Below are 23715 nucleotides of genomic sequence, written 5' to 3' on the forward strand. Positions count from 1 at the left end.
TCAGACCTCGGGGACCTCTTTATACTCTGGAGAGGGGGCTGGTTCGTCATTTAAAACATAGTAAGCATGTTGGAATGACTGGGTTCGGAAATTGAAATGGAGTTGGCCGGGGTTGATTGAGCGAGTAACATTCCTTTGTGATGGCTCGTCTGTTCCTTGGTCAGCCCAATAGTTAATGCTTTGTTTGCCGAGCTCAACGAGCTTTTTATTTACCTGCCTGTACCGTTGCTTCGAGGCCCAGTAATATCCTGAGCCATCACATGTATTGTAGGCTTCAGTTAGTAACAAGGAGGCAGTAGCGTCGGTCGTAAAAGTCAAACCTCGATATTCGCCATAATTGGTATAGTTGTGCCGGCCGGTGAGCTGAATTAGGCCTCGCCCTTTGAACCTTGCGCCATCGCCAATTTGAGTGTTGCCAAGCTTTCGACCCTGGTCCGTTCCGGGTTCGTACTTGTCGAAGTAGGAGTCAGCACCCATTTCGACCATGAACTCTAAGCGTCCTGTTTCAGCGGCTAGTTGGCCCCACAGGTGGGCAACCCTCTGCTTGGTCGAAGAGATTCCATACTTTCGCGATACTCTCTGGATGCTTGGATGTATATGCTCGGGTCGTTTGGTTGTAGATGACAATAGGCGTGTTGTTATATCTGCCCACGTCAATGCTGCCACCTCGGTATTGCCCTCGCGAAGAGTCCTGCGAACAAGTCTCGCGGCTTCTCGTTGGCTGAGCCATCCACACATCCGAAAAAGCTTGATGAATTCGCGGGGTTCGAAATGCCAATGGACCGCACCGAGCGGGACTCTTCCTCTTTCAACTCCGTGGTCGTCGTATTGAGGGACTTGAAGATTGGCCGCTGACCAGAAGGCCAGGCCCTCCACGTGTGCCTTAAGCTTGCCGTAACCCGTCGAGGTGATTGGGCGGGGGTTTGTCTCTGTTTTTTCCTTTAGCCAGCTATAGCGTAGATCAAATGTATCGGCATCCCACTCGGTCCGGAGCTTGCACAGACTGCGCTTGAGCTTGGCTTGCACTGCGTTGCTTTGTAGGCTGGTACGAGCTTCTTGCGTGGTCGTGCTGCGTGGATCTGCCTCGTAGGGTACCTGTCCATCGCTGTTCGCATCCAGCCAGGACTTCACAGTATCCGAGTTGCATTGGCTATTTTCGTCGATGTCGTCATCGATCAGTTTCCAACCCCGCCATTGTGGAAAGTCCGCATCGCTAAACATACGAACGTCGGTGGCGTTGAGGTTAACCCAGCCCTGGCTGTTCGGGGAGGATATCTGCCGCCAGTGCGGCGTGTCTGCTGGGGTCAAGGATTCATTAGGACTATTTAAGACTCGACCGAAACGCAACAGTTCATAGACCGCACTCGGCGCCGGCCTAGCACCGGCCGGGAAGGCCCGACTGATTAAGCGGGCTTCTGTATATAGGTTGTACTCTGCATCTGGCTCAGTTAGTGCGTTGCCTACGGTGGATCCATCGAGTCGATAGGTTGAGACCTGGGCATTACCCTTTACATAGCTGATGCCGATTAGCAGTTCTTCACCCAAAGGTGCTCCGTCGTTTGCTTCAGTTGAATTGCGCGGCGGACGTGCGGCGTGAATTTGAGCGGTGGCCGGGAGATGGAAGTAGACCTCTCCATAAACCGCGTCACTTCGCCCATTGTTTTCAAGGGAAACATCTCCCGTTACCCGGTTCGCGAGCGCTTGGAGATTGGCCTGATCACAAATGATCTCAAAATGAATCTTCCGATCGGTGCTCCCGTAGATCCTGCCAGCGCGGCCGATTTCGGCTTTACGGTAGATAGGCTGATTGGTCTGGATGCTTGTCGCGATTTCGTCCAGGTGCATATAGATTGAGAAAAAAATTACACGAGTTGGGGCATTTCCCTGTTCCGCAGCACCGATTTCTGTGACATGACGGATGACGACGCAGCCGTTATCAGTCCAGCCTCCTCGATAGTTCTGTGCGTGATTTGGGTTGTCAGTCGATTGCGTCGGCGCGCGGACATAGACGACGGTGCCATCGGAGATCGCACGAACTCGCAAGGACTGATTGCCGTTTGTCGGGGCTGTTAGATGGATGCCGCCGTGCCAGCCAAGGTTGAAGCTGAGAGGATAGGTACCATCACCGGGCGTCCCGCCTGGCATGGCGGCTTCGATCCACGCGGCATCGTCAGCCTGGGCAGCAGTGCGTTCCGGAAGAAAGGGAGGGCTGATCAACATCGCTGGGTCCTTATGCTGTCCTCCTATGTGGAGAAGGGGTATTCATTTTCGATATGTTGCAAGCCTTGCGGGAGGAGAGGCATGTCATCGGACCCATTGCTTCCGCCCATAAACGGATGCTGGCTTGCCTTAACCTTGAACTCCCCCGGGCACTCGAACGTGATGTTCGCGCCTTCAAGCGTCACCCGCGTCTGCCCGGCTTGCAGCACGATCTTGTCCTTGGCCAGCACGTCGATCCGCTCGTCGGTCGCGGTGACCGTCACAGACTGGTCGGCCAGCAGCTCCAGTTCGCCGGTATGCGCTTGCAGGCTGACCGGGCCGTTGGCGGCGATCGCGCGGATTGGGCCGGACTGGGCGAGGAGGGCGCCGTGCCTGCCAGAGACTGCGGCAAACGTCTGCCCGGCAGCGAAGTGCACATCATCCTGGCTGGTCAGGTGCAGGTTGCCACCGGCATAGGCCAGCGCGCTGGCCGGCGTCGTCCACGCGATGCGGTCAGGGCTTTCGGCCACCAGCACCGGCTCGGCAAAGCGCTCCACCGGCGTTTCGCCTTCGCGGCTGCCGGAGCCGGGCTTCACTGCCGGCTGGCCGTTTACAGCGCCTTCGTGTCGGCCTTGCTCCTGCGGATCGATCACTTCGCGCAGCGCGGTCTGCATTTCGTTGGCCATCAACCCCGGCACCTGCTGCTGGGTGGCCGTCTCATGCAGCGCCTGCGCCGTACGCTCTGCGCCCTTGAACTGGGCGACGGCCTCGGCGATGTCGAGCTGCGTCGAGGCCGCGTCATTCCGCGCCGTCGTCGAGAGCAGCAGGCCCTGCGGTGCGTGCACATTGCCCCAGCCGCCGGTCGCCAGCTCAAAGCCCTGTCCGCGCAGCCCGCCGCGCTGGCTATCGCCGTGCTGGATCAGGTAGCCCAGCTCCAGGCGGCTGTCGGCCAGCGTGGTGTGCAGGCGCGAACGCAGCTGGCCGGTGGCATCATCCACCACCCACTGCTGGCTGCCATCGCCGTCGTGGGCCTGCGAGTGCAGCCCGCTGAGCGTGCCCGGATGGTTGCTGGCATCGGCCAGTGCGAAGGGTGGGGCGACCTCGCCGTTGTACAGCTGGCCGGTGATCCGCGGCTGGTCCAAGTCGCCGTGCAGGAACTCGACCAATACCTCGGCGCCGATGCGCGGAAGGAAGTGCGAGCCCCAGTTCGGACCCGACAGCCACTCGGCTACCGGCACCCAGGTGCCGGAGGTGGCGTCGCCGGGCGCATGGCCGTCGGGGAAGGCGGTCGAGCCCGCGTCACTCAAGCCGCCCGCATTGGGCTGCGCGCCGCGCTGCCACGCGAATTGGATCCGCACCTGGTGCTCGCGGGTCGGGGTGATCGCGGCATCAGGCAGGCCGACCACGCGCGCCGTCTGCGGGCCGTGGCTGCGCACCGGCGGCCGCTCCATCGGCACGATCGCCGTGCCCATCGGCACCGCGACGAAACGGTTGCGGTAGTCATGGCGTTCAGCCTCGTCGCCCAGGCCCAGACGGCCCAGCAGCGCGGCCATGCCGCCTTCGAAGTTGTTGCAGGCACTGTGCTCGACCGCCAGCACCACGAAGGCTTGGCCACTGTGGCTGTCATGCTGGGTCAGCGTAAAAGCACTGCCCGGCGCCAGCACGCGGGCACTGCCGGCGCCGGCCTGCACCTGGCGCACCACGCGCAATGCGTCAAGCTGCAGGTCGGCCTGCAGTTGCGCCTGGGCGGTGTCGGTGAAGCGCCCCGAACGCGGTTCGGTGGAGACCTCCAAGGGCGGCAGGCCCGTTGCATCGGCTTCGGCCTGCGCCGCCAGCGCAGCGACCTGTTCGGTTTGCCAACTGCTGATCGCACGTGCCGTAGGCGTGGCCTGCAGGCGGTCGCGGAAGACGCTGATCGCGTCGTCGGACTCGGTGGCGTCGATGCGGTGGAAGCGGACCGGGCCGAGGTCCGACACCGGCGCTTCGCGATCGCGGATGACCCAGGCGTGGCCAGCGGGTGCGGCTTCGTCGGCCTCGAAATGCCAGGCCAGGCCGGCCTCGGCAAGCAGGCGCTCGAGGAAGTCGAAATCGTCCTCGCGGTACTGGGTGGTGATCGGCCGCACCGGCAGCGGCTGGGTGACGTCCCAGCGGAAGGCGGACAGCGGATGGTCATCGAGCACGCGGGTGACGATGCCTTGGACATCGAGGTCCTGGAACACCAGCGCATTGCGGCGCAGGCGGAGCAGGGCGGTGAAGGGTTCGATCACCAGCGTGTAGCGGGCCAGGCCGCCGTCGCTTCCGGTCAGGCCGACCTCGGTGCAGACGCCGAACCAGGTGCGTGGTGCAGGTCCGTCCAGGCGCAGGCCCAGCGGCTGGCCGAGCAGCGGCGCAAGGTCCAGCTCGGCCGACGACGACAGCACCGCGATCTCGAAGCGGAACGGTTCGCAAACCGCTTCGCGTCCGGAGAAGCGTTCGACGATCGCTTCGGAAGCGAGCTGGCCCAAGACCGCAGGCGGGTCACCGCCGGGGGCCTCAATCAGGCGGATGGTCCGCTGTCCTGGCGAAAGCCGGGCCAGCGATGCGAGTGCTTCCTGCCACTGCTGTGCAACGTCCATGTTCTGGTCCCTCTCGTAGTGCTACGGCAAGCTGATCGTGATCCGCGCCGTCTCTTGCGGCAGTTGCACGATGTCCTGGTGTGCAGCCAGCTGCTGGTCGGTTTCCCTGCCCAGCCACGCGTTCAGTCCGAAGTACCCCAGCAGGCCGACCACGGCAAGGACCGCAGCCGGCGCCCACAGCGGAACGATCTGCCGCAAGGCGTGGACGACGCGGTCGGGTGGCAGCCAATGCGGCGCGAACCCGGTGCGCTTGCCCTTGATGTAGGTGATTTCGTCACCCAGGCGCGCGGTCAGGTAGCCCAGCTTCTCGGTACCTTCCAGCCGGTACTTGCCCTCGAACCCGAGCAGCAGGCAGTAGTGGTAGACCTCCAGCGACGCCAACCGCGCGGCGCCCTGGCTGCGCAGCTCTTCCAGCCGGTCGAAGAAGTGCTCACCGGCCAGGTGTTCGCCGAACAGGCGCAGCTGCAGCGGGTTGCGCTCCCAGCTCGCGTGCAGCGGTGAGTGCTGGGAAAGGATCGCTTCGTCGATGGCGGCACAGAAGGCGTACTTGGCCGCATGCACGTCCACCGACGGAATCTCGAGCTTGGCCGCGCCGCGTTCGACCTTCTCCAGGAACTGCCGGATCGACTCGAAGAACCGCTCCCCGTCGTTGGGCACCTGTCCGCGCTTGATCAGCATGAGCAGGTAGAACCCGTCGGACATGAGGTCGAGCAGGCTCCGTGGCGCAGCCGCGGGGACATTGCCGGGCGCACCCGCCTCTGCGGTTGGCATGGCCGAAGGAACCGGAGGCAGTTTGGACTTGGTCATTGGGTCAGTGCGATGAGTTCGAGTTTGAGGTCCTCAATGCCGGAGGGCACGTAGACCGTGATCGACCCCGACTTGAGCATGCGTTCGTACAGCGGGCCGCGCGACTCCAGCGCGAAGTACTGGTTGCCGGGGCGGACCGGGATCGCGGCAGGCACCTGCGGGACGTGGTTGAGCTTGACGCCTGACAGGGCGGACAGCACGCATTTGTCGACGTCGTCCGGTGCGCCGATCTTGAACCGTACCGGCACGGTCTGGATGAGCTCGGGACTGGGCAGGTTGGCGCTGACCGCGAGGTAAAGCGCCGCGCGCTCGTCGATACGCTGGGAGTCGATGCGCCCGAGGTGGAACGAGGGCTTGACCTCGCTCAGCGAGATCGAGAAATAGCGCTCCGAGATCACCGTATCCAGCAGTTCGCGGATCATCGAGAACAGCGCCTCGAATCCTGTTTGCGGCGCGCCGTGCTGGTAGAAGGGCAGATCCGACAGCGTGTACGCCTTGGAGAAGGTCATCAGGCTGCCGGCCAGGCGCGAAAGTTCCTGGAACAGCTGCTCCGGCGGCAGCCCCGGATGGCGGAACAGGTGGGACAGCGTTGCGAACGACGCGTTCGCCGTGTGCAGCAGCCAGAACGATGCGATGTCGCCGGAGCGGAACTCGACGATGTGCTGCGACGGTTCGCGATGCAGGCCGTAAAGGGCGTCGACCTTCGCCTGCAGCCCGTCGAGGAGCCGGCGCAGCTGCGCCATCAGCACGGGGGCGGATCCAATCGTCGCCGACGGCGGGATGAACTGGTCGTCGAGCTCGAAGCCACCCGTTGGAGTGCGCCGGATCTTCGCCAGTGGAAGCGCGGTGAACGCATCGCGCGGCTCGTCCTCTGTCAGCAACCGGACCGTCTTGCGCAGGTAGCCAAGGTCCGCCTCGGCGGCCTCGGTGAACAGGTCGTTGGTCGGCCTGTTCGCCTGGACGAAACGCGCCCCGCCGTCCTGCTCCTGGCCACAGTTTCCGCCCTGGGGCCGCAGCAGCGGCAGGGCGAGATAGATCGTGGTCGACTGGACCCCGGCCGGCAGGTCTGCCAACGACAGGGCGTCCGGCAACTCATCACCGGAGGGCGCCGAATAAGGCTCGCCATCGGGAAACACGGCCGAAATCCGGACGGGCCGCAGCGTTCCGGACGCAAGGCTGCCCTCGTCGAACGTAAAGCTGCGCAAGCCCCAACCGTAGGGGTGCAGCGTGCCCGCGAGATCGCGCAGACGGCCTTCGTGATACGCATCCTGCTGCTGGAAATGCTGGGGCCGCAGGAACAAACCCTCCCCCCAGAACACCTTGGCTCCCCGGTTCACATCCACCTCATGATTACGCTTCCTTGACCCACGCACTGATGCAGCGTGGCTACCCCAAGAGACATTATTAGCACGCCCCGCAGCGCCGGCGTGCCGGGCTGTTCGGCCAGAATGAGACCGGGCGCACTGTTCGTGGCGTTGCTCAGCCCTTCGAGCAGCGCGTGAGCGTCAGGCTGTGGGATTCCCCCGCGATCTGCGACTGCAAGCCGGAGCTCGACGTCGTCAGTGCGCAGGCATGCAGTCCCACGGTCACGCCATCCTTCTCGGCCTCGAGGGCATCGAACGAAAAGCGCCAGCGATCTGGAGCCGGAGACCGGAACAATGCGACGACACCCATCGCAGCTGCCTCGGGCGGCAATCTCTCCGTGATCTCATGGCGCTGGTTGGGCTGGAGCACGATCTCCGTCGAACTGATCAGGTCGTCTCCAAGGGCGTCCCGCTCGGCATCCTCGTCGAGAAACGCGGAGAAGGGCGCTCGTTCGAAACGCTGGGTGTCGCGCAGGCGATACACCTTGACGACCACCGCCAATGGCTTTTGGTCGTTGCCCGAGTTCAGGTTTGCCCCGGCCCAGAGGCGCAGCGGAATCGACTTGGCGCGCGGAGCGGCGGGCTCTTCGGATTGCTTCCTGAGCCCCACGGTCTCAAGCGCCCTGCTCATCAGGCCGGGGGCGTCTTCGCGCGTTGGCTTTGATGCGCAGCCCGCCATGCCGAGCAGTCCGGCTGCGGCCATCGCGACCAGGAATCCTGCCCGGATGCTGGCGGACCGGGCGGGGCGGAGAAGGGAGGGGCTGTCCATAGCGCGCTGTCACCTGACGATTGCTTGACCTGCGCATGGTATCCACTGTCACAATGGAAAGGTGAAATTGCGTCGGCAACTGACGCCCGGCGGCCAAGCTTGACGAACAGGGCTGGCCTGATTATATCGGTGCGTGCAACACTGAACCGTTGCTGTCGCCACCAGGCGGGAGTTGACAAGGACTTGTTAGGGAGGGGGACTGCTGTATGTGCACGGATCTGAAGAGGGGCGGGCGTGTCGCCCGCATGCTGGTGGCACTGCTTGTTGCGGCATCGCTTGCCGCGTGTGCGACGGGAGGCAAGAGCAAGCAGCCCGTCGCCACCTACGACACGCTGATCTCCACGGCCGAAGGCCAATTGGCTTCCACGGACTTCGCGGGGGCGCTGCAGAGTTTCGAGGCAGCGGCAAAGGCCGACTCGACGCGCAAAGAGCCGTGGGCGCGGCTTGCACAACTCCACTTCGACATGGGCAATTACGGACGGGCCATCGTGGCCGCCGAAGAAGTCCTGCTGCGTGATCCAAGCGACACCCTGGCCGAGAGCGTGCTGACGCTTGGCGGCTTCCGCGTCGCGGCCCAGTCGCTGCAGCGCCTGCAGAGCAGTGGCGCGCTGACCAGCGAGTCGGCGCAGCGCGAGGCTCGCGAACTGGCCACGTTGATGCGCGAAACAATGGGTCCGGAGATCGCCGGAGTCCCCGAGCCTGCCTCCAGGCCGGCACGTCGCGCGGCTCCGCGCCGGCAGAGTGCGCCCGCACGCGCGCCGGCGGCCGAGGCAGCGCCCGCACCGGCACCAGCCCGGAAACCCACTACCAACCCTTTTGACAAGCTCGGCGGTAACTGAGCAGGTCCAGGCGTAATCGGAGATCGCACGATGGCAAAGAAGGACAGCATCCAGAAGAAGTTGCAGAAGGTCCGCCCGCCGCGGGTGCAGTTGACCTACGACGTGGAAAAAGGCGAAGCGATTGAACAGAAGGAGATTCCGTTCGTCGTGGGCGTGCTTGGAGACCTGAGCGGCCAGCCGGAAGAGCCGCTCCCGCGACTCAAGGACCGCAAGTTCGTCAATATCGACCTGGACAACTTCGATGACGTTCTGGAAGGCGTGGCGCCGCGGGCGGTCTTCCGCGTACCCAACAAGCTCAGTGACGAAGGTGGCGAGTTCGCGGTCGATCTGAAGTTCAAGTCGATCGACGACTTCAGGCCCGAAGCCGTCGTGGAGCAGGTGGAGCCGCTGCGCAAGCTGCTGGAGGCGCGCTCCAAGCTTGCCGATCTCCGCAACAAGCTTGCGGGCAACGAAAAACTGGAAGACCTGCTCACCGACGTCCTGAACAACACCGAGCAGCTCAGGCAACTCGACACGTCCGGTGACGGGCAGGAGTAATTGATGAACGCGAAAGCAGCCACTGCCGTCGAAGGTGCCACGCAGACCGTCGAACCCGGCCTGCTCGACCAGATCGTCGAGAAAAGCAAGGTCGCGAAATCCGAAGCGGAGCACCAGCGCGCCAAGGACATCATCTCGGAGCTTGCGAAAGAGGTCCTGCAGGGCACGGTCGTCGTTTCCGACAACCTCAACCTCACGCTGGACTCGCGCGTGGCCGAACTGGATCGCCTGATTTCCGACCAGGTCAGCGCCATCATGCACGCCCCGAAGTTCCAGGAGCTCGAGTCCACCTGGCGCGGCCTGCACTACCTGTGCCAGCAGACCTCGACCGGGTCGATGCTCAAGATCAAGGTGCTGAACGCCCCCAAGAAGGACCTGGTCAAGGACTTCAAGTCGGCGATCGACTTCGACCAGAGCGCGCTCTTCAAGAAGGTTTACGAGGAAGAGTTCGGCACCTTCGGCGGCTCGCCGTTCGGTGCACTCATCGGCGACTACCAGATCGGCCGCCAGCCGGAGGACATGTACTTCATCGAGCAGATGTCGCATGTCGCCGCAGCCGCCCATGCTCCGTTCATCGCCGCGGCCAGCAACGACATGTTCGGCCTGGAAAGCTTCACCGACCTCGGCAAGCCGCGCGACCTGGCCAAGGTGTTCGACACCGTCGAGTACGCGAAGTGGAAGTCGTTCCGCGAGTCCGAGGACAGCCGCTACGTGGGCCTGACGCTGCCCCGCTTCCTGGGGCGGCTGCCTTACGATCCGAAGGAGGGTACGACGGTCGAGGGCTTCAATTACGTCGAGGACGTGAGCGGCACCGACCATGACAAGTACCTGTGGTGCAACACCGCCTTTGCCTTTGGTGCGCGACTGACCCAGGCGTTCGAGGACTTCGGCTGGTGCGCCGCGATCCGTGGCGTTGAAGGCGGCGGACTGGTCGAGGACCTCCCGACCCACACCTTCCGCACGGACGATGGCGAGGTCGCACTGAAGTGCCCGACCGAACTTGCCGTCACCGATCGCCGCGAGAAGGAGCTCAGCGACCTGGGATTCATCCCCCTGGTGCATTGCAAGAATACCGATTACGCCGCGTTCTTCGGCGCCCAGTCGGTGCAGAAGCCGAAGAAGTACAACACCGATTCGGCCAATGCCAACGCCATCCTGTCGGCGCAGCTGCAGTACATCTTCGCGGTGTCGCGAATCGCCCATTACCTCAAGGCGATGATGCGCGAGAAGATCGGCAGCTTCGCGTCTGCGGGCAACGTCGAGGATTTCCTCAACCGCTGGATCGCCCAGTACGTGCTGCTGGACGACAACGCGACGCAGGAGGCCAAGGCGCAGTATCCGCTGCGTGAGGCGTCCATCCAGGTTTCGGAAGTCCCGGGCAAGCCCGGGGTCTACCGCGCTGTGGCCTTCCTCAGGCCACATTTCCAGCTCGATGAGCTGTCTGTCTCGCTCCGGCTCGTGGCCGAACTTCCGGCTTCCGCGAAAAAGTCGTAAGCGGGACCTGCAACAACAAGGGGCGCAGACCCTCTGACGCAGACCGGGCCGTTGCATGTCGCAATGGTCCGGCCATCCCTCCGGACAGATGTCCGGTAATTCTCATGGAAGAACGGAACAAGGAATCAACATCATGCAACACGCATTCCTCAGCATCGACACCATCAAGGGCGAGTCCCGGGACCAGGACCACAAGGACTGGATCGAGATCGAATCCTTCTCGCAGGATGTTCTGCAACCGCGTTCGGCAACGGCCTCCACCAAGGGTGGCCAGACTGCAGCCCGCGCGGAGCTGTCCCCGATCGAGGTCGTCAAGCAGATCGACCTGGCAACCACCGCGCTGCACCAGGCGGCGGCCAATGGCACCACCTTCCCGAAGGCGGCCATCGAGTTCTACCGTGCCGACAAGGACGGCAAGGCAGTCAACTACTACAAGGTCGAACTGCTGAACGTGCTCGTTCATCGCGTGACGACCTCGGTTGACAAGGAAGGCATGCCGCAGGAAACGATCCAGCTGAGCTTTGGCTCGATCAAATGGACGTACCAGCAGCAGAAGGCCGAAGGCGGCCTGGGCGGCAAGGCTGTTGCGCAGTGGAGCCCCACGCTCAACAAGCCGACGCACAGCGTCTGATGTGAGTCGATGCGGCGGTGCGATGTTGCACCGCCGTATTTGTTTCCGGGGGGACCTCATGGATGCTTCGCAACGAGGCAGGAGGAGGCCGGAACGTGATGGTCCAGACGAAGGAAGGACGCGTGCATGAAGGGATACGAGCCGAACCTGCTGGAGAAGCTGCTGGACGATGACTCCAGGAGCAACGCCGCGGCAGGGACCCTCAAGTCCGTCCCACTCGAGCAATACAAGGAGTCGGTGGCGCGCGACCTCGAAGGCCTGCTGAACAGCCGCGCGGCCTTCACCGAAGAAGACCTGGACGCTTTTCCAAACTGCAGGCAGTCACTGATGACCTACGGGCTCAGCGACTTTTCGGGCAAGAGCCTGGCCAATGCCTACGACAGGGCCGCCATCTGCCGCTCGCTCGAGCAGGCCGTGGCGCGGCACGAGTCGCGCCTGGTCAACGTCCGCGTGTCGCTGCAGACCGACTCCCGAAACGCGTCGACCCTGCATTTCACCATCCATGCGCTGTTGAACCTGCAGCCGGCGCGCGAGCCGATCAGCTTTGACGCGATGCTGCAGACCAACACCCAGCATTACTCCGTCAGCCGCCTGCGCCGCTTGAAAGACGTCGCCTGACGATGGAAGACCTGCTGCCCTATTACGAGCGCGAACTGGCATACCTCCGGAAGTACGGCCGGGAGTTCGCCGATCGCTATCCAAAGATCGCCGGGCGCCTGCTGCTGTCCGGCGATGGCAGCCAGGACCCGCACGTCGAGCGCCTGATCGAATCGTTCGCCCTTCTCAGTGCGCGGGTTTCCAAGCGGATCGAAGACGGCTATCCGGAATTCACCGAGTCGCTGCTGGAAGTGATGTATCCGCACTACCTGCGGCCGTTCCCCTCATGCTCCATCGCGCACTTCGACATGGGTGCGGCGCTGTCCAAGCTGAGCTCGCCCTTGCACGTGCCGCGTGGAACGCTGTTGCAGTCGCGTCAGGTGCGCGGCGTGGCCTGTCGTTTCCGGACCACCAGCGATGTGACCCTGGCGCCCATCAACGTCTCGTCCGCGCGCTACCTGCCGATTGCCGCCCCGCCGATGGCGGTGACATTGCCGGCGGATGCCGGTGGCCAGGTCTCCATGTCATTTTCCCTGCACGGCGACGACGCCTCGGTCCAGCAGTTGGGCGTGGACAAGCTGCGCCTGTTCATGGACGGGGAAGCGTCCTTCCGCTCGGCGCTGCGCGACACGCTTTGCCTGCAGGTGTTGCAGGCCTGGGTTGAACCCGGCAACGGCGGACGCTGGGTCGCGCTGCCGGAAGTTCCGTTGGTACCCGTCGGTTTTACCGACGAAGAGGCGCTGATCGACTTCCCGCAACGATCGCATTCGGCATACAGGCTGCTCACGGAACTGTTCGCGTTCCCGGAGAAGTTCGGCTTCTTCGATCTTGATCTCGGGTCGCTGCCTGCCGGTATCGGCCGCGAGTTCACCCTGCATTTCGTACTCAGGAGCAGCGGCGACTGGGCGTCAAGTCGCATGCTGGAAGCCCTCGGTCCCCAGCACGTGCGCACCGCATGCACGCCAATCGTGAACCTGTTCGCGATGCATGGCGAGCCCATCCGGATCTCGCACACAAATACCCATTACCCCGTGGTCGCCGACGCGCGCCGGGCATTTGCCTACGAGGTGTACTCGATAGATTCGGTGCACCGCATCAGGCAGACGCCGCAGGGCGAGCAGATCACCGAGTTCCGACCGTTCTACTCCCTGCAGCATGGCGAAAGTCCCGATCAGAACGGCCACTACTGGGTGGCCCGGCGCGACGAAGACGTGGCCGTGCGCAGTCCCGGCCATGAAACCGAACTGTCCTTCGTCGACCTCGATTTCAACGCATCCGCGCCGCAGGCCGATGTGGTCAGCCTGGAGCTGAACTGCACCAACCGGGACCTGCCGTCCGAGCTGGCCTATGGGCTGCCGGGCGGCGACCTGGTGCAGGAGGGCGGAAGCCCGGCGCGGGCGATTTCCCTGCTGCGCAAGCCCACGCCACCGCGTCGCTTCGCGCGCGGGCGCGGCGCGCAGTGGCGGCTGATCTCGCATCTGTCCCTGAACAGTTTGTCGCTGACCCAGAGCGGCCTGTCCGCACTGAAGGAGATGCTGCACCTGTACGACATCAACCAGTCGCCGGTCACCCGCAGGCAGATCGACGGCATCGTCGGCCTGTCCAACGAGCCGACCACCACCTGGCTGTCCGGACGGCATTTTTCCAGCATCGTGCGCGGCGTGAAGATCACGCTGACCGTCGACGAGACCGGCTTCGTGGGCACCGGCATCGCGCCGTTCGCCGGCGTGATGGACCGGTTCTTCGGGTTGTACGTGCATGCCAACAGCTTTACCCAACTCAGCATCCTGTCGGCAACGACGGACGAGGTACTGGTCGAATGCAAGCCACGAAGCGGCGAATCGATCCTGGCGTAGCGCAGCAGTTGCTGCAGGAGCCGCATCGCTTCGGATTCTTCCAGGCGATGCGAATCTTGGAGCACATGTTCGCGCGCTCGCCTGGAAGCACGGGGGAGCCGCTGGATCGCCTCAGGTTCCGCAACAGCCTTTCGCTGGCCTTTCCCGCCAGCGAGATCGAGGCGATCGAAGCCTGGTCCGAAGACGGCGTGAAGCTGGAGAAGGCCGCGGCGATCGAACACGCGGTCGCGACCGAGACCGTCGGTTCGGTGAGCCTCACGCCGGCATTCGCTGGCTTCACGGGAATCAGTGGCGTGCTGCCGCTGCACTACACGGAGCTGCTGGCCCAGCGGGAGATCTACGAGCGCGACCGCGCGCCGCGGGCGTTCCTGGACATCTTCTTCAACCGGATCGCGTCCCTGCACTACGCCGCCTGGAAGAAGCACCAGCTCGGGGTCCAGTACGAACTGGACCGGCGTGAACGTTTCCTTCCGCTGGTCCTGTCGCTGGCCGGAATGGGCATGGGTTCGCTGCGCGACCGGATGATCGACGGCGACGGCGACGTGTTCGACCAGGCCGTGGCCCACTATGCCGGAGGCATCCGCCAGCATCCGGTGTCGGCGAGCTTCCTGCAGCGCATCCTCGCGGACTACTTCGGTACCCACGTGCGGGTCGAGCAGTTCGTTGGGGCCTGGTACCCGGTGCCCGAGAAGGCCCGCACGCGGCTGGGGGTCGGCAACGCCTCGCTGGGCTCGACTGCACTGGCCGGCGACCGGCTGTGGCAGCGCGACCTGCGCATGCGGCTGTGGGTCGGGCCGCTGGACAAAGCGCGTTTCGATGCCTTCCTGCCCGGTGGGCAGGCTGCCCGTGCGCTGGCCAAGTGGCTGACGCTGCTCACCGGCGTATGCCTCGAGTACGAGGTGCGCTTGACCCTGCGGGCAGAGGACGTCGATGGCATGGACCTCGCCAAGGGCGCGCGACTCGGCTGGGATACCTACCTCCTGTCCCAGCCTGATACCCGGCCGCGCTCCGATACCACCTACACGATCCACACGTTGCACTGACCAGGCACGACCTCGTTCCACCTTTCTCCTCGCCAAAACGGACGGCATTGATCGAAGCATGAGCATCAACCTCAAGACCCTGATCGGAAAACTCAACGACACCTGCCGCCAGGCGGCCGAGCGCGCGGCGAACCTGTGCATGTCGCGCGGCAACTACGAGGTGGACCTGGAACACCTCTTCCTTGCGCTGCTCGAGCAGCCGGATGGCGACATTGCGCTCATTGCCCGGCGCAGCGGCGTCGCGACCGATGCCCTGGAACGCGACCTCAATACGGAAATCGGGCGCTTCAAAAGCGGCAATACGCGTACGCCGGTGTTCTCTCCGCACCTGCCGTCGCTGTTCGAACATGCATGGCTGATCGCCTCGCTTGACTCCGAAACAAGCCGCATCCGCAGCGGCCACCTGTTGCTGGCACTCTTGACCGAGCCTTCGCTGTCGCAGCTGGCCTACCGGGGCTCCAAGCTGTTCGCGAAGATCAAGCGTGACGAACTCAAGCACGACTTCGCCAGCCTGACCCAGGGTTCGGTCGAAGCGGGGCAGGGCGTGCGCTTCAACGACGCCTCCGCCACCGAGGGCGCCGACGATGGCGACGCCTCACCCGCCCCGGGCCTGTCGAAGACGCCCGCGCTGGACCAGTTCACCACCAACCTGACCCAGCGCGCACGCGACGGCCATATCGATCCCGTGATCGGTCGCGACGCCGAGATCCGCCAGCTGGTGGACATCCTGATGCGCCGCCGCCAGAACAACCCGATCCTTACCGGCGAGGCCGGCGTCGGCAAGACCGCCGTGGTCGAAGGCCTGGCGCTGCGGATCGCCGACAAGGACGTGCCGGACGTGCTGCTGGGCGTCGAGCTGCAGGTGCTGGACATGGGCTTGCTGCAGGCGGGCGCAAGCGTCAAGGGCGAGTTCGAGAACCGGCTCAAGAACGTCATCGACGAGGTCAAGAAAAGCCCGCACCCGATCATCCTGTTCATCGACGAAGCCCACACCATGATCGGTGCCGGCGGGCAGGCGGGTCAGAGCGACGCCGCCAACCTGCTCAAGCCTGCGCTGGCGCGCGGCGAACTGCGCACCATCGCGGCCACTACCTGGGCCGAGTACAAGAAGTATTTCGAGAAGGACGCGGCCCTAGCGCGCCGCTTCCAGGTGGTCAAGGTGGACGAGCCCTCGGAGACGCTCGCCGCGGCGATGCTGCGCGGCATCGTGCCGCTGATGGAGAAGCACTTCGGCATCCGCGTGATGGACGAAGCGATCACCGAGGCCGTACGCCTCTCACACCGCTACATCAGCGGCCGGCAGCTGCCGGACAAGGCGGTGGGCGTATTGGATACGGCCTGCGCCCGCGTTGCCCTGGGCCAGAGCGCCACGCCTGCGATCATCGAGGACACCCGCAAGCATCTCGACCGGCTGGATGCCGAGATCGCCGCGCTTGAGCGCGAAGCCGCGGCTGGCGCCCTGCACGACGAGCGCCTGGCCGAGATCCGCCAGCAGCGCCAGGACGCCGAAGCGCGCCTGGCCGTGAACCAGGAACGCCTGACGCAGGAGACCGCGCTCGCACAGAAGATCCAGGCGCTGCGTGGCAGTCTGGAAACCCGTCGGGGCGCCGTGGCGCCGGCCGCGGCTGCGGACGCCGCGGGCGAGGACGATGCTGGGGCAGGGAGCACCGCAAAGAAGGTGCCGGCGAAGAAAGCCGCTGCAAAGTCGGCGAAGGCCGGCAAGACGGCCAAGGCCGATCCCGAGCAGGCGGAACTGCAGGCCCTGCTGGCTGAACTGCGCGAACTGCAGGGCGAAAGCCCGATGGTGCCACTGCAGGTGGACGGCACCGTGGTGGCCGAGATCGTCTCCGCCTGGACCGGCATCCCGCTGGGGCGCATGGTCAAGGACGAAATCCGCACCGTGCGCAACCTGAAGCCCCTGCTCGCCGAACGCGTGATCGGACAGGACCATGCGCTGGAGGCCGTGGCCCAGCGCGTGCGCACCGCCAGCGCCAAGCTGGAAGATCCCAACAAGCCCCGCGGTGTCTTCATGTTCGTCGGCCCCTCCGGCGTCGGCAAGACCGAAACCGCGCTGGCGCTGGCCGACATCCTCTACGGCGGTGAGCGCAAGCTGATCACCATCAACATGAGCGAGTACCAGGAGGCGCACAGCGTCTCCGGACTGAAGGGTTCGCCCCCGGGCTACGTGGGCTATGGCGAGGGCGGCGTGCTGACTGAAGCCGTGCGCCGCCAGCCCTACAGCGTCGTGCTGCTGGACGAAGTCGAGAAAGCCCACCCCGACGTGCTGGAGATGTTCTTCCAGGTGTTCGACAAGGGAATGATGGACGATGCCGAAGGCCGCGAGATCGACTTCCGCAACACCCTGATCATCCTCACCTCCAATGTCGGCTCGCCGCAGATCATGCAGGCCTGCCTCAACAAGCCCGCCGAAGAAATCCCGGCGGCCGACGACCTGGCCGCGGCGCTGCGTCCGATCCTGATGAAGCACTTCAAGCCCGCCTTCCTGGGGCGCCTGAAGGTGGTGCCGTACTACCCGATCTCCGACGACGTACTCGTGCAAATCATCCAGCTCAAGCTGGGGCGCATCCGGGATCGCGTACAGGCCAACCACAAGGCAGTCTTCAGCTGGGACAACAACCTGGTCGAAGCCGTGCTGGCCCGCTGCACCGAGGTCGACAGCGGCGCGCGCAGCGTCGATCACATCCTCAATGGCACGGCACTTCCCGAAATTGCGGAGTCCGTTCTGGCGAGGATGGCCGAGGGCGGTAAGATCGAGGCCATCAAGGTTTCAGCGGACAAGAAGGGCGCATTCAAGTACCGGATCACCTGATCCGGCATCAACCTCAAGGAGGAGCCGATGGCTACTGACACCCGCAACGAGCGCGAGAACATCCTCGCCAACATCCACCAGCACTGGCAGGGCACGTACCAGCCGGGGAGCGTCGATTACAGTGCCTGGCGCAGGCTGGAGCCGGCGCTGGTCGCCGACCTGCTCGACAACGCTCCTGTCGCCGCGCGCCACGACGCGCGCAGGCTGCTTGCCGACCTGCAGCAACATCCCTGGCGCATCCTGTCGGCCCAGGGCGGGAAAGGAGCCGAGGGCCTGCAGCTCACACTCCAACTGAAGGGCCGCCAGGTCCAGCTGCAGTGCAGCGATAGCCCGGCGCTACGCGTCGTGGGGATCACCGGATAAACAGGAAAACAAAGCCATGGATGCGCTTGTTCAGATGCAGACGCTGTTGGGCGCCGCACCGCTGCAGGGCGGTCGGCTGCTGAAGTTGCACACCGCGCTGGGGCAGGACGCCCTGGTCGCGGAAACCCTGTCGGCGGTGGAGCAGCTTGGCGAAGGCGGCTTTCGCCTGTCGCTGGGCGTGCTGTCGGCCGACGCCGGGCTCGACGCCGGCAAGCTGTTGGGGCAACCGGTGCTGCTGGAACTGCGCACCGACGCCGGCGGCATGCGGCCGTTCCACGGCCACGTGACCGCGTTCGAGCTGCTGGGCAGCAACGGCGGCCTGGCGCGCTACGGGCTGGTGATCGAACCGTGGCTGGCACTGCTGCGCCAGCGGGTGGACAGCTACGCGTTCCAGGACAAGAGCGTCGTCGAGATCATCGAAGACGTGTTCGCCGACTACGCCGAAGCCGGCGCGCTGGTCCCGGCCTGGCGCTGGGAGCTGCGCGATCGCAGCGTCTACCCGAAGCGCAGCCTGACCACCCAGTACGCCGAGAGCGACTTCGACTTCGTGCAGCGCCTGCTGGCGGAGGAGGGCATCGCGTACTGGTTCGAGCACGCGGGCGACCCGTCCAGCGAAACCCGCGGCACCCACACTCTGGTGCTGGCCGATCACAACGAGGCATTCGCCGACAGCGGCCGCATCCGCTACCACCGCGCGGACGCCACCGAGGCCGAGGACAGCATCCGAGTCTGGCGCAGCACGCGACGTGCGCAGACCGCGCGGTTGTCGCGCGCCAGCTGGGACTATCGCAGCCTGGGCCTGCGTCCGGCGACGGCCGAAGGCGACGACGTGTCGGGCATGGGCGTGGAGGACGACGACATTGCCGGCCCCTACGCCTGGCACGACAGCGCCGATGGTGAACGCAGGGCGCGGCAGCAGTTGGAGGCGCAGCAGGTGCAGGCGCGGACCTTCGAGGGTGAAGGCAGCTGGCGCGGCCTGGCACCGGGCGCATGCTTCGAGCTGACGCAGCATCCCGACCATACGGGCGAGCAGGCGAAATTCACCTGCCTGCAGGTCTTGCACGAGGCGCGCAACAACCTGGGTGCCGGAATCGTGGAGCGCAGCGAAGCCGAACTCGGTTCGCCACTGGTCACGCCGATGCTGGCGCGGGCGCTGCAGGGTATCGGCGCGCCGGGTGCGCTGCAGCTGCCGTCGTTTGGCGAGGTCTCATCCAACGCCGGCTCCAACCTGGACCTGGGCGAAGGCTTCTACCGCAACCGTTTCGAAGCCATTCCGGCCGCAACCCCGTACCGCCCGCAGACCGTCGACGGCCATGGCCGCCGCCGGCATCCACGGCCCACGGTCATCGGCACCCAGACCGCGATCGTGGTCGGCGACGGCGGTCCGGTGCTGACCGACCGCGACCACCGCATCAAGGTCCAGTACCACTGGCAGCGCGGCGGCAACGCCAGCAGCGGCCAGGCGCATCCGGGTGGTGACGACAACGCACCCGGCACCGCGGAGGCCTGGACCTGGGTCCGCGTGGCCACGCCATGGGCGGGTGACAACTGGGGCGGCGTGCTGGTGCCGCGCGTGGGCCAGGAAGTGGTGGTCGCGTTCCTCGAAGGCGACATCGACCGCCCGGTGGTGGTGGGCAGCGTGTACAACGGCGTCGGCAACGAAGACGCCGCGCACAACCGGATCGGCAACGGCGCGGCCAATGCCACCGGCAACGCCCCGGCGTGGTTTGAGGGCAACGAGCACGCCGCGGTGTACGCAGGGCTCAAGAGCCAGGCCCTGGCTGATAGCCAGGGCGGCAGCGGCGGCTACCAGCAGCTGCGGCTGGACGACACGCGCGGCCAAGGCCGCGCCCAGGCCAGCACCACCCAGCAGCAGACCACGCTGACGCTCGGCCACCTGAAGGGTGGGCAAGACAACGTGCGCGGCGCCGAGCGCGGGTTCGGGGCGGAGCTGTCGACCCAGGCCAGCGGCGCGCTGCGTGCCGGCCAGGGCCTGCTGCTCACGACTGAACCCGGCAGCCCCCAGCTGGCCGCGCCGGTGGCGCACCAGCAGCTTGGCCAGAGCGAGCAGCTGCTGCAGTCGCTGGCGGTCGTAGCGAAGACCCAACAGGCGCAGCTCGAAGGCGATCCCGACGAACTACCTGCACAAGCGTCACTGAAGAGCCTGCAGGAGACGCTGCAGGCCACGCAGAGCGGCAGCGCCCCGGGCAACGGGATCGAAGGCGGCGAGGGCGAAGTGCCGGGCTGGAGCGCGCCGGCGATCGTGGGCAGCAGCGCGGCGGGCATTGCCAGCGTGACCCCTGCCGACCAGGTGTGGGTGTCCGGCACGCAGACGGTGCTGAGCGCGGACAAGGACATCAACTGGCTGAGCCAGGGCGAGACGGTGATGTTGGTGGCCGAGGGTGCTGTGCTGTTCACGCACGGCGGTGAAGCGCCGGCGGACAAGCCCCACAAGGAACGCGGCATCGCGCTGCATGCGGCGCAGGGCAAGGTAAGCGCGCGTGCACACCGGAACGTGGCGAAGGTGGCGGCGAAGATCAGCGTGACGATTGCCAGCACGCAGGCCGACGTGGAAATGAGTGCACCGAGCAAGCACCTGTTGCTGACGGCCGCTGGCGCCTACCTGAAGCTCGAAGGCGGGAACATCGAACTGGGCGCACCGGGGACGATCGAGTTCAAGGCGACGAGGAAGGAGTTGACGGCGGCTTCCATACCGTCTTCTTCGGCATTGTCGTTACCCAAAGCTGAGCCGTTGAATAATGAGATGTTCCAGATCGTCGATGAAGTCAGCGGAGCGCCCATGCCGTGGGAGCCTTATCACATCGTCGATGCGGCCGGCACTGTGCTGGCGCAGGGCGTGACCAATCGCACTGGTGAGACCCAGCGTGTTCACACGCCAAAACGTGCAAAAGTCAAACTGATTCGTGGTTTGCCCAGCAAAGAGATCGGGGTCTGAGGGATATCACATGGACGGAAACACACCGCTTGCACAAAGCACCACGACTCCCTCGCGTGAAACGCGCGAAGTGGCCAGGGTTGCGCCCCAACCACTTTTTTTCCTGCGTCCCGAAACCAGCGAAATCTACGTTTGCAGCGCAACCGATACCTCAAAGATACTGGCAGAAGCTGCGTTGATTGATGAACTGATCGCAGATATGTTCATCGCGCAAGCTGCAACCCGCGAAGTGGAGACTTCCAGGCAGCCAACGGCAGAGGACCTAGATCGCGCATTGAGACAAGAGGAGGCTGCGCGGGACACGCTGTTCGAAGAGTTGTCCGAGATCAAGGCATTCTCGGGAGGCGACGAGATGATGGAGTTGGTCAGCCTTCCGGGCAGGGAGAACAAGTACAAGGGCAAGACATTGACCTATGTGCGCTCTTCCAAGGTCAAGAGCCATTTCAGGCAATACAAGCTGGCCAACGCCGAACAGCCCGAGATGAAGTCCGTTCTGGTGAGGGACGAGTCGACCGGGAAAATGAAAATCGACCAGAAGAAACTGCAGGACTCCCTGAAACTTACCGCAAGCGACGTCAAAATCAAGGAAAAGATCGGGGAACACGTTGTCGCAAAGTGGGCAGAGGAGTGGGCACCTGAGTTTGTCCGGGAATTCAATAGGGACTTCAACTTCAAGCGGGAAGCAGCTGCCTCCGACGAAGCCGACGGAGAAAGAACGGTCGATTTTTCGGGTGGAGCAACGCTCCTCCGCGCATTCGCGACCGCCGATGTAAAGGCAGGAGCTCATGTGGATGGCACGCTCGCCGATGCCCTGAAGGGCAAGGGAAGCATCGGCGCCACCTACAAGGCCAAGGGGACGGCGGCGTTTGTGTTGGCCGAAGGCAAGGTCGCGCTGGATTTTTACGTTCCCGACAAGAACGGATTCGGGTTGTATCTTCCGGTTGCGGGCGGTGAAGACGCGTCGCTGGGAGCCTTTCGCGCGGAACTGGGGACGGAGCTTTCCGGGTTCGTGGGCGCTAGCGTGCTCGGCGAAGGCGGTCTGGAAGTGAGTATCGGGACCGATGACAAGGGAAAGCAGGTGCAAGGCATCCGCGGCACGCGTGCGAAACGGCGTACCGGCCAGCAACTGAAGCAGAAAAAGCTGAGTGTGGCGATGGAAGGCGATCTGGGCGGCGAGGTCAGCGCATTCGCCGGCGCGGAGGGGCTGCTTGCCGTCTCGGGCGGAGTGAGTTGGCTCAAGCCGGAAAGCCGGGATGATTTCGCGTCGTTTGCCGAGGTGTCCCCGTCGGTAGCCGTTCTCGCCGGCGCGGGTGGGACGGCTGCGTTCTATATCAGGTACCGAGATAACAAGTTGCGTATCCACTGCAAACTGGGCGCTTGCTGGGGCTTTGGCCTGAAGGGCAGCATCGAGGCATCGGTTTCACCGCTCACTCTGGGCGAGTTCGTGCTGTGGTTCCATTACCAAGTGGTCAATGCGGGCAGCCGGAATCTGCAGTACTTCGAAGGCAAAGCTTGGGACGCTTATCTGCGTATGCAGACACTGGCGGTACTGAAGGGCAAGCAAATTGCTGATTTCTACGGGAAGGCTGAGGCAGAGCTTGAGGATATGTACACAAAATGGAAGGACTGGGCAGAGACGCGCCCGCGCGAAGCGATCCAGGCGATCGCGGCCGGCCTGCGGCAGGCCGCAGTGTTTCTGCCCGAGGTGCGGGGTTTTTTGCTGAAGATGCTGGAAGAGGCCTACAACGAGATCAAGAAAATGGGCGAGGATGCGGCGGACTGGCTCCGGGATCTATTCTCGGCGGTGAATGTGCTGACGGACGACGTTTATCTGCAGAACGAATACGAAAACGTCCAACAGTTCGCATCGCAGGATCTGGGCGTGAAGAACGGAGACATGGTGGCGATGGATGCGTTCGTGGGTGAGCTGCTGGGACAGGGACGCTTGGCGGAATTGCACCAACTCAAGACCGCACCGACCCCGGGGTTCTATACCGTCCCCAACCGGGCGTTCGCGTACCGGATGCAAAATGGAACGCATGTGGCGTGGATGGAAAACCCCTGGTGGCAACAGGGCGACACGCGCATGGCGTAAGCCGAGGGATCATTCCCGTTAAACGGGATAGTGGTTATTTCCAGCGGGGTGCGTTGACCACGCAGCGGAAAGCGACGGTCCTTACGACGCCGTCCGACTGGCGCTTGTCGTTGATGTTGTCGTCATCGTCATCGTAGAGTTCATAGTCCTTCCCCCACCCAAAGCGGTCCAGGACGGTCCATCCGCCATCGGCGCTGGCCCGCGCGACCTTCTCGATACCGCTCGCAGGGCCTGTCGGATTACGCAGCGGGCGCTTGGGTGTTGGAGTGGGATAGCGCGCATACCAGTCGTTCACCCATTCCTTGCCGAAGGCGATGAAGTCGTACAGACCCGCCGGGTTGGGGCCATAAATGCCGCTTGGGCGGTTGGACAAATGGTTCTGTCCCTTGTGCTCTCCGGCGATGGCCTCGAGGTCTTTCTGAAACTGGATCGGGTCCACCTTGTCCGCGCGTGGGTTGGCGATAGCGAAGGCGTAGGGCTTGCCACCGGAGCGGGCGCTGTACTCCCACTGCGCCTCGGTAGGCAGAGCAAACGGCTGACCAGAGAGATCCGCCAGCCATGCGCAGTAGTCGTGTGCCTGCTGCCAAGTGACCTTTGCGTTGTAGCCCGGGTAACGGCTCTCCACAGAGTGGTATTCAATATGGGAGGTTTCACCGCCGTGAGTTACATCAGCAGAGATCAAATCGGTGCCGATCAACGATAGCTCACGATGTCGGGTGT

Annotated in this window: 17 protein-coding genes; 11 read left to right on the top strand and 6 right to left on the bottom strand. The window is 64.2% G+C overall.

Going from position 1 to position 23715, the window contains the following annotated elements:
• The 5 genes from ACW7G5_RS09580 to tssJ form a co-directional block, all read right to left on the bottom strand.
• Positions 1–2220 (bottom strand): hypothetical protein, encoded by a 2220-nt coding sequence (locus tag ACW7G5_RS09580; RefSeq protein WP_457003918.1) that lies wholly within the window; start codon positions 2218–2220, stop codon positions 1–3.
• A 23-nt stretch (positions 2221–2243) separates the two neighbouring features.
• On the bottom strand, positions 2244–4814 hold the full coding sequence (locus ACW7G5_RS09585) for a type VI secretion system Vgr family protein (protein WP_457003920.1): 2571 nt from the start codon (positions 4812–4814) through the stop codon (positions 2244–2246).
• 21 nt (positions 4815–4835) lie between these two features.
• Positions 4836–5621, bottom strand: coding sequence for a type IVB secretion system protein IcmH/DotU (icmH, locus tag ACW7G5_RS09590; RefSeq protein ID WP_457003922.1), 786 nt, complete (start codon positions 5619–5621; stop codon positions 4836–4838).
• Positions 5618–6958 (bottom strand): type VI secretion system baseplate subunit TssK, encoded by a 1341-nt coding sequence (tssK, locus tag ACW7G5_RS09595; protein ID WP_457003924.1) that lies wholly within the window; start codon positions 6956–6958, stop codon positions 5618–5620. The genes icmH and tssK overlap by 4 nt, the downstream gene beginning before the upstream one ends.
• A 142-nt stretch (positions 6959–7100) precedes the next feature.
• Positions 7101–7688 (bottom strand): type VI secretion system lipoprotein TssJ, encoded by a 588-nt coding sequence (tssJ, locus tag ACW7G5_RS09600; protein ID WP_457003925.1) that lies wholly within the window; start codon positions 7686–7688, stop codon positions 7101–7103.
• A 311-nt stretch (positions 7689–7999) separates the two neighbouring features.
• Between tssJ and ACW7G5_RS09605 the strand changes: the two genes are divergently transcribed.
• The 11 genes from ACW7G5_RS09605 to ACW7G5_RS09655 all read left to right on the top strand — a co-directional run bounded on the left by ACW7G5_RS09605 (position 8000) and on the right by ACW7G5_RS09655 (position 22995).
• The gene (locus ACW7G5_RS09605; RefSeq protein WP_457003927.1) at positions 8000–8593 is read left to right on the top strand and encodes a tetratricopeptide repeat protein; all 594 of its coding nucleotides are present in this window, start codon (positions 8000–8002) and stop codon (positions 8591–8593) included.
• Positions 8594–8623: 30 nt separating this feature from the next.
• Positions 8624–9130 (top strand): type VI secretion system contractile sheath small subunit, encoded by a 507-nt coding sequence (tssB, locus tag ACW7G5_RS09610; protein ID WP_343279420.1) that lies wholly within the window; start codon positions 8624–8626, stop codon positions 9128–9130.
• Positions 9131–9133: 3 nt separating this feature from the next.
• A complete protein-coding gene (gene tssC, locus ACW7G5_RS09615) occupies positions 9134–10624 on the top strand; it encodes a type VI secretion system contractile sheath large subunit (protein WP_457003930.1) in 1491 nt (496 codons plus the stop codon).
• A gap of 133 nt (positions 10625–10757) precedes the next feature.
• Positions 10758–11255: an Hcp family type VI secretion system effector gene (locus ACW7G5_RS09620; protein ID WP_457003932.1), complete on the top strand. Its 498-nt coding sequence runs from the start codon at positions 10758–10760 to the stop codon at positions 11253–11255.
• A 126-nt stretch (positions 11256–11381) separates the two neighbouring features.
• A complete protein-coding gene (gene tssE, locus ACW7G5_RS09625) occupies positions 11382–11873 on the top strand; it encodes a type VI secretion system baseplate subunit TssE (protein ID WP_457003933.1) in 492 nt (163 codons plus the stop codon).
• A gap of 2 nt (positions 11874–11875) precedes the next feature.
• Positions 11876–13708 carry a type VI secretion system baseplate subunit TssF gene (tssF, locus tag ACW7G5_RS09630; RefSeq protein WP_457003935.1) on the top strand — a complete coding sequence of 611 codons (1833 nt, stop codon included), beginning with the start codon at positions 11876–11878 and terminating at the stop codon, positions 13706–13708.
• Positions 13672–14751 (top strand): type VI secretion system baseplate subunit TssG, encoded by a 1080-nt coding sequence (gene tssG / locus ACW7G5_RS09635; protein WP_457003937.1) that lies wholly within the window; start codon positions 13672–13674, stop codon positions 14749–14751. Before tssF ends, tssG begins: the two co-directional genes overlap by 37 nt.
• A gap of 58 nt (positions 14752–14809) precedes the next feature.
• Positions 14810–17581 carry a type VI secretion system ATPase TssH gene (gene tssH / locus ACW7G5_RS09640; RefSeq protein WP_457003939.1) on the top strand — a complete coding sequence of 924 codons (2772 nt, stop codon included), beginning with the start codon at positions 14810–14812 and terminating at the stop codon, positions 17579–17581.
• A 27-nt stretch (positions 17582–17608) separates the two neighbouring features.
• A complete protein-coding gene (locus ACW7G5_RS09645; protein ID WP_457003941.1) occupies positions 17609–17944 on the top strand; it encodes a hypothetical protein in 336 nt (111 codons plus the stop codon).
• A gap of 16 nt (positions 17945–17960) precedes the next feature.
• Positions 17961–20900 (top strand): type VI secretion system Vgr family protein, encoded by a 2940-nt coding sequence (locus ACW7G5_RS09650; protein WP_457003942.1) that lies wholly within the window; start codon positions 17961–17963, stop codon positions 20898–20900.
• Between the two features lie 10 nt (positions 20901–20910).
• On the top strand, positions 20911–22995 hold the full coding sequence (locus ACW7G5_RS09655; protein WP_457003944.1) for a hypothetical protein: 2085 nt from the start codon (positions 20911–20913) through the stop codon (positions 22993–22995).
• A 34-nt stretch (positions 22996–23029) separates the two neighbouring features.
• Here the strand turns inward: ACW7G5_RS09655 and ACW7G5_RS09660 are convergent.
• Positions 23030–23715: formylglycine-generating enzyme family protein (locus ACW7G5_RS09660; protein ID WP_457003946.1), on the bottom strand; the 686-nt coding region annotated here is incomplete at its 5' end.

Source organism: Luteimonas sp. A501 (assembly GCF_054052085.1).

Coding starts and splice junctions, on each gene's coding strand:
- ACW7G5_RS09645 (WP_457003941.1), top strand. CDS start 17,609: ATGGCTACTGACACCCGCAACGAGCGCGAGAACATCCTCGCCAACATC.
- ACW7G5_RS09650 (WP_457003942.1), top strand. CDS start 17,961: ATGGATGCGCTTGTTCAGATGCAGACGCTGTTGGGCGCCGCACCGCTG.
- tssJ (WP_457003925.1), bottom strand. CDS start 7,688: ATGGCCGCAGCCGGACTGCTCGGCATGGCGGGCTGCGCATCAAAGCCA.
- tssE (WP_457003933.1), top strand. CDS start 11,382: ATGAAGGGATACGAGCCGAACCTGCTGGAGAAGCTGCTGGACGATGAC.
- tssC (WP_457003930.1), top strand. CDS start 9,134: ATGAACGCGAAAGCAGCCACTGCCGTCGAAGGTGCCACGCAGACCGTC.
- tssG (WP_457003937.1), top strand. CDS start 13,672: ATGCAAGCCACGAAGCGGCGAATCGATCCTGGCGTAGCGCAGCAGTTG.
- ACW7G5_RS09585 (WP_457003920.1), bottom strand. CDS start 4,814: ATGGACGTTGCACAGCAGTGGCAGGAAGCACTCGCATCGCTGGCCCGG.
- tssF (WP_457003935.1), top strand. CDS start 11,876: ATGGAAGACCTGCTGCCCTATTACGAGCGCGAACTGGCATACCTCCGG.
- ACW7G5_RS09620 (WP_457003932.1), top strand. CDS start 10,758: ATGCAACACGCATTCCTCAGCATCGACACCATCAAGGGCGAGTCCCGG.
- tssH (WP_457003939.1), top strand. CDS start 14,810: ATGAGCATCAACCTCAAGACCCTGATCGGAAAACTCAACGACACCTGC.
- icmH (WP_457003922.1), bottom strand. CDS start 5,621: ATGACCAAGTCCAAACTGCCTCCGGTTCCTTCGGCCATGCCAACCGCA.
- ACW7G5_RS09605 (WP_457003927.1), top strand. CDS start 8,000: ATGCTGGTGGCACTGCTTGTTGCGGCATCGCTTGCCGCGTGTGCGACG.
- ACW7G5_RS09580 (WP_457003918.1), bottom strand. CDS start 2,220: ATGTTGATCAGCCCTCCCTTTCTTCCGGAACGCACTGCTGCCCAGGCT.
- tssB (WP_343279420.1), top strand. CDS start 8,624: ATGGCAAAGAAGGACAGCATCCAGAAGAAGTTGCAGAAGGTCCGCCCG.
- ACW7G5_RS09655 (WP_457003944.1), top strand. CDS start 20,911: ATGGACGGAAACACACCGCTTGCACAAAGCACCACGACTCCCTCGCGT.